This window comes from Rhizobium pantanalense (assembly GCF_030182525.1).
Taxonomy (GTDB): Bacteria; Pseudomonadota; Alphaproteobacteria; order Rhizobiales; family Rhizobiaceae; genus Rhizobium.
The window spans coordinates 209,173-224,450 of sequence record NZ_JAQJCH010000012.1 but is presented as its reverse complement, the minus strand read 5'-3'; the positions used below and the strand labels follow the sequence as shown (position 1 = coordinate 224,450).

At 58.9% G+C, this 15,278-nt stretch carries 12 protein-coding genes; 4 read left to right on the top strand and 8 right to left on the bottom strand.

Annotated elements, in window-relative coordinates; all coding sequences use genetic code 11:
* Nucleotides 1–18: 18 nt before the first annotated feature.
* A complete protein-coding gene (locus PH558_RS27520; protein ID WP_285207741.1) occupies nucleotides 19–1,620 on the top strand; it encodes a glucosamine inositolphosphorylceramide transferase family protein in 1,602 nt (533 codons plus the stop codon).
* Here PH558_RS27520 and PH558_RS27515 read toward each other — a convergent pair.
* Both PH558_RS27515 and PH558_RS27510 read right to left on the bottom strand, forming a co-directional pair.
* Nucleotides 1,590–2,327: a 4'-phosphopantetheinyl transferase family protein gene (locus PH558_RS27515; RefSeq protein ID WP_113409702.1), complete on the bottom strand. Its 738-nt coding sequence runs from the start codon at nucleotides 2,325–2,327 to the stop codon at nucleotides 1,590–1,592. The two genes, PH558_RS27520 and PH558_RS27515, sit on opposite strands and share 31 nt — an antisense overlap.
* Before the next feature lies 1 nt (nucleotide 2,328).
* On the bottom strand, nucleotides 2,329–3,513 hold the full coding sequence (locus PH558_RS27510; RefSeq protein WP_285207740.1) for a DegT/DnrJ/EryC1/StrS family aminotransferase: 1,185 nt from the start codon (nucleotides 3,511–3,513) through the stop codon (nucleotides 2,329–2,331).
* Between the two features lie 50 nt (nucleotides 3,514–3,563).
* Between PH558_RS27510 and PH558_RS27505 the strand changes: the two genes are divergently transcribed.
* Both PH558_RS27505 and PH558_RS27500 read left to right on the top strand, forming a co-directional pair.
* Complete coding sequence (locus PH558_RS27505; protein WP_285207739.1) at nucleotides 3,564–3,740, top strand: hypothetical protein; 177 nt, start codon at nucleotides 3,564–3,566, stop codon at nucleotides 3,738–3,740.
* Complete coding sequence (locus tag PH558_RS27500) at nucleotides 3,727–5,445, top strand: GMC oxidoreductase (RefSeq protein ID WP_285207738.1); 1,719 nt, start codon at nucleotides 3,727–3,729, stop codon at nucleotides 5,443–5,445. Before PH558_RS27505 ends, PH558_RS27500 begins: the two co-directional genes overlap by 14 nt.
* Before the next feature lie 87 nt (nucleotides 5,446–5,532).
* Here the strand turns inward: PH558_RS27500 and PH558_RS27495 are convergent, their stop codons facing one another.
* Both PH558_RS27495 and PH558_RS27490 read right to left on the bottom strand, forming a co-directional pair.
* A complete protein-coding gene (locus PH558_RS27495; protein ID WP_285207737.1) occupies nucleotides 5,533–6,369 on the bottom strand; it encodes a methyltransferase, TIGR04325 family in 837 nt (278 codons plus the stop codon).
* Nucleotides 6,370–6,407: 38 nt separating this feature from the next.
* Complete coding sequence (locus PH558_RS27490; protein WP_285207736.1) at nucleotides 6,408–7,958, bottom strand: oligosaccharide flippase family protein; 1,551 nt, start codon at nucleotides 7,956–7,958, stop codon at nucleotides 6,408–6,410.
* A 236-nt stretch (nucleotides 7,959–8,194) separates the two neighbouring features.
* Between PH558_RS27490 and PH558_RS27485 the strand changes: the two genes are divergently transcribed.
* A complete protein-coding gene (locus tag PH558_RS27485) occupies nucleotides 8,195–8,368 on the top strand; it encodes a hypothetical protein (RefSeq protein WP_162751508.1) in 174 nt (57 codons plus the stop codon).
* On the opposite strand, the gene PH558_RS27480 is transcribed toward PH558_RS27485, so the two are convergent.
* From PH558_RS27480 to PH558_RS27465, 4 genes are all read right to left on the bottom strand, one after another.
* Nucleotides 8,358–9,050: a sugar transferase gene (locus PH558_RS27480; RefSeq protein WP_285207735.1), complete on the bottom strand. Its 693-nt coding sequence runs from the start codon at nucleotides 9,048–9,050 to the stop codon at nucleotides 8,358–8,360. The genes PH558_RS27485 and PH558_RS27480 overlap by 11 nt on opposite strands.
* Before the next feature lie 131 nt (nucleotides 9,051–9,181).
* Nucleotides 9,182–10,489 (bottom strand): glycosyltransferase family 4 protein, encoded by a 1,308-nt coding sequence (locus tag PH558_RS27475; protein WP_285207734.1) that lies wholly within the window; start codon nucleotides 10,487–10,489, stop codon nucleotides 9,182–9,184.
* Nucleotides 10,490–10,493: 4 nt separating this feature from the next.
* On the bottom strand, nucleotides 10,494–13,751 hold the full coding sequence (locus PH558_RS27470) for a nucleotide-binding protein (protein ID WP_285207733.1): 3,258 nt from the start codon (nucleotides 13,749–13,751) through the stop codon (nucleotides 10,494–10,496).
* A gap of 29 nt (nucleotides 13,752–13,780) precedes the next feature.
* The gene (locus PH558_RS27465) at nucleotides 13,781–15,064 is read right to left on the bottom strand and encodes a polysaccharide biosynthesis/export family protein (protein WP_285207732.1); all 1,284 of its coding nucleotides are present in this window, start codon (nucleotides 15,062–15,064) and stop codon (nucleotides 13,781–13,783) included.
* Nucleotides 15,065–15,278 lie beyond the last annotated feature (214 nt).

The window sequence follows — 15,278 nt, the reverse complement described above, 5'->3', positions numbered from 1 at the left end:
GCCATAGAGGAAACAGTCATGAACGAGACTAAGCCATTGAGGGTCGGCATTCTCGTCGCGCGCGGACATGCGCTCGAAAACTGGGAGCTGATGATCCTGGACCGAATTCTGGGTGCCCCGGGTCTGGAGCTTGCAGCCGTGCTGACCCATCCTCATCCGTTCGGCGACGGCAAGGCATCGAAGCTGTTGTCCTGGAGTGCGCGATTGGAGGCTCAGGCTCTTGCGCGTCAATCCGTCTATTCGCCAAAGCATTTCAATAGCCGGCGTCATTTTATCGACTGTTACGAATCCAATGGCGACAAGACAAGCACTCCCGACAACATCACGGCGGCATCGCTGCGTCGTCTGAAATTGGACCTCGTCATCCGCATGGTTCCAATGAGCATGGGCGACGAAGCGATCGCGGCTCTCCCGTTCGGAGAATGGGCCTTCAACCTCTCCGACCGGCGATCGGCAGATGTGGATTGGTACGGCTATGCCGAGGTCCTTGCCCGTGCGCCGGCTGCCGATCTGGTCCTCTATGCCAAGTGCGGCGGCAAAGCCGGCAGATTCGAGATTGCGCGGGCGTCATTCAACATCAAGCCCAGCGCAGCGCGATTGAGTGCCTTCGTGCGGGAGCGAAGCGTCACCCTTCTGCTGCGGGAGCTGACGCGGCTCGCCGACACCAGGCGGTTCAACCCCTCCGCCTTCTCCAACTCGATCGTCGAGCAGGCACCATCACTCGTTGACCTCTTTCGCTATGGCTGCATCGTCGCGGGATCGGTCTCGGTCAAGGCATTCAAATCGATCAGGACGAGGCTCCGCGCCGAATCGGCCATATGGACGCTTTATACGGGACACGGTCACATCGATGACTTCGATCCGAGCAAGGCGGTCGAAATCCCACCTTCTGATAACAGCATCAAGGCCGATCCGTTCCTGTTTCAGGAGGATGGCAAATGCTACCTGTTCTATGAGGCTTATTCCCATGGTGACCGCAAGGCGCATATCGCGGTCGGCCGTTTCGACGGCGATGCGCTCATACAGGTCGGGGTGGCGCTGGAGCGCCCCTACCATCTTTCCTATCCATTCATATTTCGCGATGGCGACGAGATCTTCATGATACCGGAAACGCATCAGGCACGGCGGCTCGAGGTCTGGCGCTGCCGTGAGTTTCCGCTGAAATGGGAGCTGCATGCCACGGCTTTCGAGGGTCAATCGCCGGCCGATAGCGTCTTGATCCGCCATGGCGGCAAATGGTGGCTGTTCACCAATCTGTCAGATTTCCATGCCTATGAAGACCATTGCAGCGAGCTCTATCTGTTCGAGGTCGACGGCCCCGCGCTCACAGGCATAAGGCCCCATAAGCGAAATCCGGTCGTCATCGGCAGCACCGAGGCACGAGGCGCAGGGCGCATCTTCGAACGTGGCGGCAGGCTCTTGCGGCCCTCGCAGCACAATGCATACGGCATTTATGGTTATGCTCTCAACATCATGGAGATCGAGAGACTCACGCTTGACGACTATTGCGAGCGCCGCATCCGCACCGTCACCCCGGCTTTCAAGGCCGGGCTCCATGGTTGCCATCACTTCGACGCCGCCGACGGACGCTACATTCTCGATGCGCGGCTGACCATCTGACTGATATTTCCATTGCGATAGCGCAGGCATACCTGGTGCCCGCCGGTCGAGGCGACAACGGCGCCAGCGAAGTTGGCCGGTGTCGCAAGCTCCAGAATGGCCCAGTTTTGCGGTGCATCCTCGTCTCCCTCCAGCCGTTCCAAGCGCGATTGTTTCGATCTGTCGAAGGCGACGTCGAAACTATCGAGCGGCAGCGACAAGCCGGCACCATGGGCCTTGATGAATGCTTCCTTGCGCGTCCAGCAGCGATAGAAACCATCCAGATAGCCATCAGCCGGCAGAGATCGAAGCGTCTGATACTCCTTGCGGGAGAAGAACCACTTCGCAATATCTTCCTTCAGGAACCGAATTTCCTCGATATCGATGCCGAGTTCATAACGATCGGAGACAGCAAGGACGGCCAGGTCGGCGCTGTGGCTGAGATTGAAATGGATGGGACAAACGCCGCCGATCGCGACGTAAGGCTTGCCGTTATCGCCATAGTCGAAGCCTATCGACCGCGGCGGAATGCCGAGATAGCGCCCGAGGATCACCCGCATCCCGGTCCTGGCGGCGACGAAACGATGCCTGTCGCGATCATGGACGAAGCGAATGGTCCGAACGCATTCGTCGAGCGACAGCAAGGTGATGTACATGCCGGGGTCAGGCAACGGCATGTCCAGCTTCCAGTGCCAGACATCGATTGTGTCGGGCCCGATATTTTCCATGTCAGATCGTTGCGTATAAGAGATTGACGTTCTTCGATTTGGCCTGCCGCGACATCCGCCTCGCCATATAGGCGACCAACGCAACGGGATAGTTTTCTCCAAGGCTGATGCGGCAGCTGCGCTTCAGGATATCGAGTGTCTGCGCGCAAAGTTCCGGTGTGTATTCGATCTTCCGATCGGTCCAGTGGAAGGGGTTCATCGCCGGATGGCCTGTGCGTTGCTGCAGAACAGGTTGCCAGTTGGTATAGACATGGCGGCTGGAATCGAACAGCCGATAGACACCGCGCTTGTTTTCCTCGGCAAATCGCTTGGCCTCCTCCGACGTCTCGAAGATGACGTGGAGGCCCGCCGCATTGCCGATATCGTTGTGAGGCCCCACCATGATCTGCCCGCTCTTGGCGAAGATTTCGCTCATCACATCGTAGCGCTCGCGCATGCGGGCAATCATCGGATCAAGCTTTTTCAACTGCACGTTCAACATGGCGCCTTGAATCTGGCTCGCCTTGAAATTCACCCCCAGCATGGGCGGCTCGTTGGCATTGTCGAGATGGCCGCGAAACATGGAGCCGATGTCGTGATACATCCGGGCACGCGCAAAGAGCCGCGCGTCGTTGGTGACAACGGCCCCACCCTCCCCGCAATTGATGTTCTTGAACTGATTGAAGCTGAAGGCTCCGAAGTCACCGATCGTACCGACCCGCTTGGTCTTGTAATGCAATCCGACAGCCTGGCAGGCATCCTCGATGACCACGAGATTGTTCTCGCGGGCAATGCGCATGATGCTGTCCATATCGCACACCATGTTCGACATGTGGACGGGGATGATTGCCCTCGTCTGCGGCGTGATCTTACGCAGGATGTCCTGCGGATCCATCGTGAGCGTGCGGTCGATATCGACCAGGACCGGCACCGCGCCGGCGGCCAGTGGAGCGGCAGCTGTCGCGATCCAGGTATAGGCGGGCACGAGCACTTCATCCCCGGGACCGACACCGGCGGCAACCAGCGCCGAGATCAGCGCGCCGGTTCCGCTGCTCGTGGCCAAGGTATGGCGCACACCGAACTTGGTGGAAAAGTCGGCTTCGAAGCGCCCGAGCGGGCCGCCGGTCTCGTCGCTGTAGCGTGCCAATTTGCCCGAAGCAAATACCGGCGCGAGCGCCAACCACTCCCGTAACCCCACCTTGGCCATGATTTTCGCTCCCAGGAAACTCGGCATTTGCTGGAGAGCCTAGCCTGTGATTGACGCATTTTCAGCATGGACTTCCGACTGAAAAAGCCGCCGGAACCGATCAGATCACCTATCCGAAATCGGTAGATATCGCACGTACCTATGCCAATCGAACAGTTATCCGCACGCTCGCGATGCTGGTAAAAAAATGGGAAAACCAGCGGGAAAACGATCATGATAACCAGTGACTTGAGATCTATGCCGGAAGGGATTGAAATACATGCCGATATTGCGATTATCGGTGGCGGCCCGGCCGGAATTGCGATCGCCCGCGAGTTGGCCGATACCCGCATTCGTGTCCTTGTCATCGAGAGCGGCGGCCAGGATTACGAGGCGGAAATCCAGGCGCTGAATTCCGTCGAGAACATTGGCGAGCCATTCGTTTCGGCGAATGCCGTACCCGAAGGGCGGGGCTATACCGACAGATTGGCATGGCTGAACGATGTTCCCGCATTCGAGCTTCGAAATCGCATGCTTGGCGGCAGCAGCCATACCTGGATCGGCAAATGCGCTGCCTTCGATGACATCGATTTCCTGAACCGGCCCTGGCTGCCGCTTTCCGGCTGGCCGATCGATCGCGAACAGCTGCTGCCTGCTCTCGATCGTGCCGGCAAACTGCTCAACCTCGGGCCGAACCTCTACGATGAACGCCTTTTTGCTTTGCTCCATTCACGCCCGGACGATCTCGGTCTTAACAAGCAGCTTCTCAAGCCTTTCTTCTGGCAATTCAGCCACATGCGCCATCCGCGTGCCGAACCGACGCGCTTTGCCCGACTTGCTGGCTATATCAAGGCCGCGAACATAAGCTTCCTGACGCATGCCACGGTGACCGAGATCAATGTCGACAGCCAGCGCCGGCGGGTGACCTCCCTCAATCTCCGGAGCGCCATCGGTCGCAGCGCGACTGTCTGTGCAAACACGATCGTTCTTTGCGCTGGGGGCGTCGAGAATGCACGCCTGCTGCTCGCATCCAATTCCCTTCTGCCGGCGGGCATAGGCAATGAGCATGATGTTGTCGGCCGCTACCTCTGCGACCACCCCCGAACATCGCTCTGCCGCTTCACGGGACGCGACATCGACGCGATCGCACGTCATTTCAATTTCTATGGCCTCAGCCACGGGGGGCGCACGCATTTCTATCTCAGGGGCCTGTCCTTAAGCCCAGAAATTCAGGCATATGAAGGCCTTACCAACTGCGCCGCCTATCCGGTGCAGCTTCATGCTCGGGATGATCCCTGGGCGGCACTGAAGCGCTTGACGAAGGGTGGGGGCAAGACCGTCATGGGAGATCTTGCGACAGTCGCGAGATCGGCTGATATGATCACCTCCGGGCTCTACGAACGCCTCGTGCGCAAGCGCGGCCTGCCGCATCGCTCGACGGAATTGCGCTTCGACGTCATGGTCGAGCAACAGCTCGATCCCGAAAGCCGTATCATGCTCGCCCAACAGCGCGATCGCTTCGGTCAGCCATTGCCGCGAGTCAACTGGAAAATCGGTCAGCGCGAAATAGCAAGTGTCAAACGGCTTGCAGGATTGATTTCGAACGAATTCGTTCGCGTTGGCTTACCGAAACCAGTGCTGCCGGATTGGATCGCGGCAAGGGAGAACACCCTGCCCGTCTTCATGGATATGGCCCACCCTTCCTGCACCACCCGCATGGGAAGCGATCCGCGAACGAGCGTCGTCGATACCGATGCCATGGTTCACGGCATCGATGGCTTGTTCATTGCCGGCAGCTCCGTGTTCCCGACGCCGGGTCATGCCAATCCGACGCTGATGCTACTCGCCCTGTCTATCCGACTCGCCGATCACCTCAGGCAACGACACGCGACGAAGCAATCGCGCAGACCGCATCATCAAGGCGAAGCGGACCTGTCGCTTCATCACGGCTAAAACCTTCCGCTCGAATCGCGAAAGTGATCGGGCCTTTTTTCGTCCTTCCTGACGGAAAACAGCCAAGCACTTTTCCTGGAATTAATCCTAGCCCAGCCGAAAATAGAAGCCGGCGCTCTCGCTGCGACCGAGTTCCGGGTGCGTGTCTATGGCATGGGACAGGGAAGGAATGGACCAGCGGTCGACCTGCTTGTAGCCGAGCTTTGCAATATCGTCGATGAAGTCCGCCTCGTTGCGCATGTGATAGGGGACATAGGACCTGCCGATGCGTTCGAGCGTGACGACGGTGCGACCCTTGCGGAGCGCAACCTTGTTGAGGATCAGGTGCTGCGGCCGGGAGGGCATTTGCGATAGCAGTCCGGACAGCGGCATATCGAGATATTGCATCAGCCCCGATCCAAGCAACAGTGACATCTCGCCGGCGTCTCCAATCCGATCGACAAAGGACAGGCTCGTCAGGCCTTCCTTCTCGGCAAGGCTCTGCCCCGCGCGGACGATAGCCGGCAGATCGTAGACGACCCAGCGAAAAGCGTCGTCGAGCGGCAGCACAGGACGGAAGGCTCGATATTTCGTGCCCATGTGCCCACCGGCGTCGACGAGGCCATCGATCTCGTGCAGCAAATTGCGGATCCAGAACAGCACCGGATAGTCCCAGGGCGTCACCTCACACATTTTGGCGAAGGCGACGGTTGCGATCTCATCGTGATCATAGCCGGCCATGGTCTGCCTGCGGGCGGCAGAAATGGCAGCGTCATAGGTGCCATAGGCGCCCGTAAATCGCCGTGGAAAGGGCAAGAGATAGTTCAGCCGTCCTCTGGCAAGGCGCAGTGGCGAAAGCCCTTTAGCGGCGGTCTGTGCGGCGCTCTTCAAGGCCGAACGCGCATGTGCCGACCATGACAAATTGGATTGCAACGAAGCCGTCATCCTGCATCCCCTATCTCTATCCATCCTGTCGTCGCCGGTCACTGCCTGCCCGAGAGAATCGAAACCGCGCCTCCGCTCATCTTCTCCAGAGCCAGTAACGTGCAGATATAGATTGCTCCACCCGAGACAACCTGCAGCAGTACAGTCAATACGCGCTGCATGCTCAGCGATCCGGCGAAATAGCCGAGCCCGTAAACCGCTGACGCCATCAACACGATGGCAACGGCAAGATAACCGCTCTTGCGCAGCACACGCCCCCATCGAAGGCCGCCATAGTTCTTTTGCAGGTGCATCGATGTTAAAAAGGAGATCAACGACGCCAGACACTGTCCCCAGGCAGCAGCGGCCACGCCGAAAGGCGCCAGAAGCAGGATCAGGGAGACGGAGACCACCGCATTCAACAGCAGGGTTGGAGGCATGCGCCTAATGTTGCCCGACAGAGATAGCAGGGCTTCCGTGACGTAGCCCGGCATCAACAGGATCTGCTTTATCGACAGGATCGCGACCAGAATCGCCGCTGGCGCCCATTTTTCGCCGAGGACGATGTCGATCAAATCGGACGATATGAGCGAAAGGCCGAGATAGATCGGTGTCGAAATTGCCATGAGAACCGTCATGAAGATCGTTGCAGAGGGTCCGGCGTCGCGAACCTGTCTTCCGTCCACCCCGATCACGATCGCCGCGCGGCGAAACAGGGTCCAGGACAGCATTCGCGCCGGTTCGCCGATGAGTTCGGAAAATGCCGCAACGATACGTTCCGCGACGCGATAATAGCCTGCCTCCGCAAGGCCTAGAAAGCTGCCGATCGCGAGCGTTCCGGAATAGGATCGCAGAAAGAGGATCAGCCGGTTCGACAGGATATGGCTAGAAAATTCGAGAATCTCGCGCGCGAAAGGCCATGTGAGATGCAGCTTGGGACGCCAGGCAAGCACGGCTGCCGAACCGGCAAGACAAACGAGCTGCGAAACGAGCCGGCCGGTCGCGAGCGAAAACACGTTCCAGCCGAGCCACAGCCCCAGCATCGCAGCGCAGAGCCCGGCAACTTCGCTTGCTATGCGGATGGCGGCCTGCTTGCGCAGCAGGCCACGTGCGACCAACAACCCATCGTAAACCGCGTAAAGAGACGATGGCAAAAACCAGCAGCTGAAAAGAACGAGGAGAAGCGCTTCATGCGGCCTGCCGAAAAGGAGCCAGGCAATGGCGGAAGCAAGCAGCCCGACGATGGTCACGAGCACCCCGGCGACGATCGAAAGCGTGCCAATCTGGTCGAGCTCGCGATCCGTACACTCGGCCTTCATGACGAACTCGCCCCATCCGCCTTCTGAGATCACGACGAGCATGACGACAATAGCCGAACTGAATGCGTAAAGACCGAATTCGGCTGATTCCAGCACGCGGGCGGCGACGAGGAATATGAGGAGCTGAACGACCTGGGATACGACTTTCGAAACCAGCGTCGAGGCTCCGTCGCCGATGATGGCGGGCATGCGGGCGCGCAGCCAGTGACGCAGGCCCGTCCAGACGGCGCGCTTGGGGCGAAACGGAAAGCTATCCATCAGCGCACCGTCGAGGCAAGTAAATGCGAGCAAAGCCGACCTTCGCACCGCCCGGTTGAGAAATCCCGTTGAAATGTAACATGATAATCCACAATTGTTTCCAGCCTTGCACCAGATAAAGTCTATAGTGTTCCCATTCAGGACATGATTCCGTGCAATGAAACGCTGCCTGCAGGCGGGGTGTGCCGGAATTATTCGATTTTGTTTCAGAGAAATTATTACCCTGAACGCCAGGGTCCGATCGAAATTCTCGGCAATAGAAAAGGGGCTTGCCGGCAATCGTCATGAAACACCATGCAGAGCCGCTTATGAAAGACGAAAACCATGATCGCATCGCCTCGGGACAGCCGGGTGGATTGCGCCAGAAACTTTTGCTTCGTTGGAGTCTGGTGATCTTCTGCCTTGTCGTCTGGATTGCCGTAGTCGCTTTTTTCATTTTGTGAGACGTTCTTTTTCGTTGCGTGCGAGCAGCACGACGCCGACCGTTTTTACGAGAATTGCAAAGTCGGTGCGCAAGGAACGGCTGTGGAAGTAATCCAGATCGAACTGGATACGCTCCTCGTAAGTGGTATCGGCACGGCGGTTGACCTGCCAGAGGCCCGTGATCCCCGGCCGCAGCCCCAGATAGCAATAGAGATTGGCTCCATAGCGATCGAGCTCCGCGGCAACGATAGGCCGGGGCCCGACCATGCTCATGTCACCGCGCTGAACGTTCACCAATTGTGGTAGCTCGTCGGCGCTGCTCATGCGCAGGTATTTCCCGAGCCAATGCACGCGCGGGTCGTTCGTCAGCTTCTGTGTCGATAGCCATTCCTGCTTTCGCGCCTCGTCACGCGAAAGCAGCTCCGCCAGCTGCCGATCGGCATCCTTGCGCATCGTGCGGAATTTCAGGCAGTCGAACGGGCGTCCGTCGCGGCCGATGCGCGTATGGCGATAGATGACGGGCCGGCCGTCGACCAGAAGCAATGCAATCGCGATGACAAGCAGCGCCGGCGCCAGAAACAATAGCCCGAGCCCGGAAAGAACGAGGTCGACAATACGCTTGACGCGGCCGCGCCGTTCCGTGCGCTTTGCCTCGCGGCGAGCCCGCTCGCGATGGGCAATGCTGTCAAAAGTCGATAACATCTTCCGGACCCCTCACCACCATCAACTTCCTTCAAAAGCTGCCAGCTGGCCCAATCCTTGACAATTGACCCTGCGGACATTGGGTTAGTCCCATTGGCGTAGGACGCCGGACACAGAGCTACCCACAAGCCTCAACCTGCTTCGTCGATCAGTCGATGGGCGGCTGAAAAGTCGTCGTTCAAGGTTGACCGCAAGTTCGTTCTGGCAGCGTTTGCACGGTCGAGAACACGATCGTAAAGGGTAAGCAATGCATCGCGCCATGAGACCGGTGTGTGCGCCAGCTCGCCTGATCGGCGGAGGCAATTCACGCTCAGCCGTCGAAGCAGTATGTCATCGCTGGCAAGCCGGCGCATTTCGCTTGCGAGCGTTTCCACCTTGCCGCCCTGAAAGGTCAGTCCGCATCCGAGTATCGCAAGTTCGTCGCCGAGAAGCGCGGTATCCGGCAAGATCACCGGTATGCCGCTCGTCACGGCCTCGAGCGCCGCCAATCCGAAAGGTTCCGGCACCCGGGAGGAAATGACGAGGGCACGCGCGTCGCAAAGGATGTTCCGCATCTCACTCTTGGATTTCCAGCCGTGAATGACGACTTCCGGAAAGTCCCGTTCCAGCCGAACGCGGCCGGCGCCATCGCCTATGATCTGCAGCTTTCCACCGGCAAGCCGCGCCGCGATCGCGGCATCTTCAAATCCCTTTTCCGGCTCCAGCCGACCAACGAAGAAGAAGTCGCGCTTCTTCCAGGGCTCCGTAGGGTGATCGAGGAAGGGCTCGACCGGGTTGCGAATTGTCTCGATATTGCCCATGTCGATCCGCCCGCGAACGAAATATTCGCGCATGCGTTGATGCACGACGATGATATTGGCGGCAAATTGCTGGATGGGATAATAATGCTCCCTCACCATATGGCGGGCCGATCTCCAGATCTTCTCATGATAGCCGCGCTTGTCGCAGTTTGTCGCCAGACAGCCGAGCGACATCGGCGTCAGAGGGCAGACCTGGCTTCTCCGGTAATTGGCAAATCCTCCGTTGGGGCAAGAGAGGAAATAGTCGTGAGCGTGCAGGACGACTCGGTCGCGAACCGGCCATAGGGCGCGGAAAATCGATGGCGATAGGATCTTCGACCAGCCGTGGACATGATAGATAGTGCCCTTGGTATCGACGCGCGACATGAGAGCGCTCAGGCCTTCATAGGCCTGACGGCTATAAAGGCCGCTGGCAAGTGCGCTGAGACGCGGCTGCTGCATCAGCGGCTGCGCGGCCAGGTTGACGGTGTCGGCCGCCGGCCGTTCGGAGCCGGCGCTATCGCCGGCGAAGTAGGTTACGGCCACCCCGGCTTCCTGCAGCAAAGTGGCCGAGAGTATCGCCAGATTCGATGCTCCGCCTATCTTGGCGGAACGGTCATTGATGATGACAACACGATCGAGGCCGGATGAGCGTGCCACCGGATTATTCCAGCGCTTCGATGTTTTGCGGCGCCAGCCTGCCCTTGAGCAGATCGCGAAGTGCGATGACATTGCCCTTGAGGCGGCCCTTGCGGTCGACCCAGGGCTCCGGTCGCCAGACCTTGACAAGGTTGGCCGCAAGATTGCGGCCGATCTGCATTGTTGCCTGCGGCACGCTCATCGTGCGCTTGCGCATGAGATAAAGCGGGTTGGCTATTTGCGAATAGCCGAGACGAACGCCGCCCGATCGGCCACCTTTCGTGCCGAGATGAACGCCTTCGAGCTGCTTGACGCTGACGACCTGGCCATAATGGGCCACGAGCCTGCTGAAATCGACATCCTCGAGCCAGCCATAGAATGGCAGGTTCTCGTCGAAACGAAGAGCCGCGGCTTTGACGATGGCCATGCGGATCGCCATGTTGCAGCCATAGGCATTGTAAACAGATCGGATCTGCATCGAGGGCTCGGAGCGGCGCCTGCGTCCCGTACCGACCAATCGTAAGCCGTCACGAATGGAGATGCCCGGCCCGGTAATGCCATCGGCCAAGACCGTGCCGGTGCATAGGGCGACATCCGGCTGCAGTTGAAACAGCCGTTCCGTTTCCTCGATATAGGCAGGCGTCATCAGAAAATCATCATCGAGGAAAAGGACGATATCCGCGTCCTGAACGCTGTCGAGGATGCGATTGCGCTGACGGCAGAGTCCGCGCTCGCTGATAAGCACCCGTACGGGAATGTCGAGATTTCTGAGGCAACTGGGATCGATGTCTTCCGGCGAGGAAAGGCAGACGACGATCTCGTCCGGCTTCCGGGTCTGGCTGGCAACATGTGGGAGGATGGACGACAGGATATCGCGGCGGCCGGAGCTTGCGATACCAAGCGCGATCTTCAAGGGACGACCCGTTACGCTGCCGGCAAGCCGTCTCGCCGATGCACGCACCTGGCGGCGGTCCTGTCTGCGGTGCCAAAGACGCTTATTCTGGTGGTGACGCCTCTCATGGCTGCGATTGGCGATGATGCCGAGGATATTGATCGTTGTCGTGCCGAAGCTTGCCAGCGCGTCCGACAGCCTCTCCACCGTCATCTTGTTGGTCTGCCCGACGACCACGACAATGCCTTCGAGATAGGTGCAGATGACGCGGGTATCGGCAGAATCCTCGAAAGCAGACATATCGACGATGACGACCTTGTATCGCCGGCGCAACAAGTCGATCTCAGCCTTCAGTGCCGGCAGATGCCCGTAGCGCTGAAAAGCGGTCACGGATTTTTCGGTCTCGTCGACGGTGACGACCGGGACACCGCCATGGGCCTGCATGACCTCCGCCTCGGGCTCATGATCGGCCTTCGCGACAAGCAAGCCGCCTTCATGGGCGACGGCATAGCGGCGCGGCACATCGTTGATGCTCAAGGCCTCCATGCCGAAATCCGTACCGGCTTCGGTCACCACGCAGCTCAGTCTCGCATTGAGAAAGTCAGCGTCGACGAGCACAACGGATGCACCTTCATGCTGGTAGAGCTGCGCGAGATTGGTTGCGATCGTGGTCTTGCCTTCGCCGGTGCCGACCGAGGTGATGCCGATCACCATGGGTGCGTTCGGCGGAAATGCGGAATCGATCGAGTGCTTGACGCCACGCAAGGCTTCGGAAAATTGCGAATAGGGCGTATCGAGCACAGATCTCAACGGCAGCATCGTTCGTCGCCAGCCGGCATTGGCAGCCGCCATGCTTCCCGGCAGGAAGGATGGGCTCATGTAGACGGGCACGTGGCCGAGAGAGCTGATCCCCAATTCCCGCCGCAGCTTTTCACTGGAGCTGACGCGGCGATCCAGGCCATCCCGCAAAAGTGCTGCCATGACGCCGGCCGCAAGGCCGAGCATGGCCGTGAAGGGCAGGACGAAGGAGGACTTCGGCCAGCTCTTTGCCAGCGGCACGGCGGCCGCGGTCACGACGCGAACATTGCCGAGCGGAAATGATTCCTTTTGCAGCGCGCCAATCAGCTGCTGCAGGATGCTTTCATACATCCGTCGGTAGGTGGTGGCGCGGCTTTCCATCTCCGACAGCTCCACCCTTGCCAGATTCTTGTCCGTTCCGGCGTCTTTGAGCGACGCCAATTCATCGCTGAGCAGCTTTTCGCGGGTTTGGGCGACTTCCAGATTTACCTTGTAGACTGCCTGGATACGCTCGAACTCCTTGCGCATATCTCCCTTTATTCGGTCGATTTCCTGCCGCGCCGCAATGATGGCTGGATTATCGGCATCATATCTGCCGGTAAGATTGTTCAATTTGATTGTCGCAGCTCCGAGATCCTCCTGCAGCTTCTGTATGCGTGGATTGTTCATCGTCTCATCGACATCGCCTTCAACTTTACCACCTGACATCAGCTGGTTGAGCGTTGCGAGCTTGGCTGATTCCGCCGCCGTCTGTGCCTTCGCCGCGACTGCCTGACTACTGATCTCCGATAATTGCTGCTGATCGAGGGAGGACGACGTGCTGATCTCCATGATGCCGTTTTTAGCGCGAAACTCCTCGACGTTCATCGCCGCCTCGCGAGCTTGCCGTCCGACTTCGATCAAACGTGTCTCCAGCCATTTGGCACCACTTTGCGCCGCCGACGCCCGTTCCGACAGGCCGGTGCTGATATAGGCCTCTGCAATTGCATTCGCTGCCAGGGCCGCCTTTTGCGGGTCGACCGAACTATATCCGATCTCAAGAATGTAAGACTGGCCAACGCGGGTAACCTCGACCCTGGAGAGGAAGGAGGCCATAGTGCGGCGCATCAGATCATCCTCTGTGGTTTCCGCTTTCGCGCTGCCATCATCGCCATGTTTGAAATAGCTGAAGATTGTGCGCAGCTTGTCATGCAGCGTCGCCTGCCAGGATATGCCGCCTACGATTTCCGGATCTTCCGTGAGATTGAGTTTCTGCACGACCGCGCGCGCGATCGCCTCGGATTTGACGATCTCGACCTGGCTCGCAATTTCCGCCGCCTCGATGATGACCGTTCCGGTGAAAGCGTCCTGCGAGACGATGCGCCCCTGGTCAGGATCCATGACGAGCCGCGTGGTCGCCAAATAGACCGGCTGGGTCGTCGCCATATAGAAGCCGCCGACGCCGAGACCCGCCCCCGTAAACAGTGCGAAGATCATCCAGTGGCGCTGCAGGAAACGCCAGACGTCACGAAAGGAGATATATTCGCTGTCCCCTGTACCCTTGGCGCTTGAAGGAATGCTGCGCAAGCCCTTACCGATCTCGTGAATTGCCATGATTGTCGCCCCACATTGCTCACTTATCACTATTGAGATTGACCGGTATCGGCAGACGAAAGCGCCGTGCCGTCCAGGCTTCCGGAAATATTGTAACGCACATCCAGGACGTCCCCCGGCTGCAGCGCGGTCGCTTCCGATGCCTTGATCGCATTGGCCTCGTCGCCGTTGCGGGTGATCCAGTATTCCATCGGCTGGAGATCGAGCGCCTTCAAGCTCTGACTTCTCGAAAGCGAAGCGCCCGAAAGCTGCAGAAGTTGCAGCGTCGTGTTTCGCTTTAGTTTGGTATCCTCGATTTCGGTCTCGGTAGTCTGCAGCAATTGGCCGGCATCGGTCTTGCGTTGACCCTTGAGATTGAGCGCATCACGTTCGGTCTCGCTCAGCTTCTGCTTTGCCTGCATCGAAGCAACCACAAGATCCAGCTTGCCTGCCTGCATCTCGGCAACGATCCGCTCCAGCGAGGTCTTCCGAGAGGTGGTCAGGATCTTCGTGTCGACCAGCTTGGAAATGTCGCTCAACTCGTCCTGCGCGATCTTCACCTGCTCGTCCTGCGACGACATCTTCTCGTCGAGGATGTTGATTTCATTGCGCAGCAGCACTTCCAGATCCGCGGCGGCGGCGAGTTGCTGGCGCAAGGCATCCGCCCTGGCATTGAACAGGTCTACTTCGCTGGTCATGATCTGCCAGATGGCCGATCCTTCGGGGGCGGCCTTGATCTCCGGCGGGAATGCGATCGCCGACTGATCGTTGAGTTCGGCCATCAGGCGGGCCCGCCGGGCGCCGAGCTGTTTCAGCTGCAGCTCCATCCGGCTGATCTCGCCGGCATAGCTGACCTGCTGCGCCTCCGAGTAGTCACCGGTCTGGCTGGACCGACGCTCACGCCCGCCCGCCATGGCAACCGCCTGCTTCACCGTCAGGCCGGGCCTGAATTCCAGCTCACTCGGCTTTTCGACAGCGCCGGACACGTAGATCATCGGATATTTGACGACCTCGACCGAAGCGGTCGGTGCAAGCGCCAGACCGGTGATCTGCTTCAGCTTCTCGCCGATATCGGCGCTGATGTCTTCGACCGTCTTATCGCTGACCTGCATTTTTCCAATCATCGGAATTGAGATCGAACCCGATTGCGATACGACATATTCGCCATTCAGCGCCGTCCATTCCTTGTATTCGCCGGTTGCGGCGATCCATTCGACGATGGCGACCTTGATCCGCGCCTGAGGCCCAACACGATAGGCGTCGGCGGCCGCAGCACTCGCTATGCCATGCATCGCCACGCCGGAAAGAAGCAACGCCATCAACCAGAGCGCCATGCGCCGAGATGGCCTGGAGATGGAATGGTAAGCTGAAGCGCACACTCTGGACATGAGCTGAAATCTCGCTTTCTTGATCGCTTGCGCCATCACGCGGAAAAGGCGCCATACAGCGAGATCAGCAGCTGAACGCATAACGTGTAAATCCCCTACCGAAGCAACAGGGCTTATCATTTCTGACAGGGAGGTAGGCGACGCTGCCGTCTCTTGGTGG

Bases quoted from the DNA above. Each gene is read 5' to 3' on its own strand.
- PH558_RS27520 (WP_285207741.1), top strand. From the start codon at position 19: ATGAACGAGACTAAGCCATTGAGGGTCGGCATTCTCGTCGCGCGCGGA.
- PH558_RS27515 (WP_113409702.1), bottom strand. From the start codon at position 2,327: ATGGAAAATATCGGGCCCGACACAATCGATGTCTGGCACTGGAAGCTG.
- PH558_RS27510 (WP_285207740.1), bottom strand. From the start codon at position 3,513: ATGGCCAAGGTGGGGTTACGGGAGTGGTTGGCGCTCGCGCCGGTATTT.
- PH558_RS27500 (WP_285207738.1), top strand. From the start codon at position 3,727: ATGATAACCAGTGACTTGAGATCTATGCCGGAAGGGATTGAAATACAT.
- PH558_RS27495 (WP_285207737.1), bottom strand. From the start codon at position 6,369: ATGACGGCTTCGTTGCAATCCAATTTGTCATGGTCGGCACATGCGCGT.
- PH558_RS27480 (WP_285207735.1), bottom strand. From the start codon at position 9,050: ATGTTATCGACTTTTGACAGCATTGCCCATCGCGAGCGGGCTCGCCGC.
- PH558_RS27470 (WP_285207733.1), bottom strand. From the start codon at position 13,751: ATGGCAATTCACGAGATCGGTAAGGGCTTGCGCAGCATTCCTTCAAGC.
- PH558_RS27465 (WP_285207732.1), bottom strand. From the start codon at position 15,064: ATGGCGCTCTGGTTGATGGCGTTGCTTCTTTCCGGCGTGGCGATGCAT.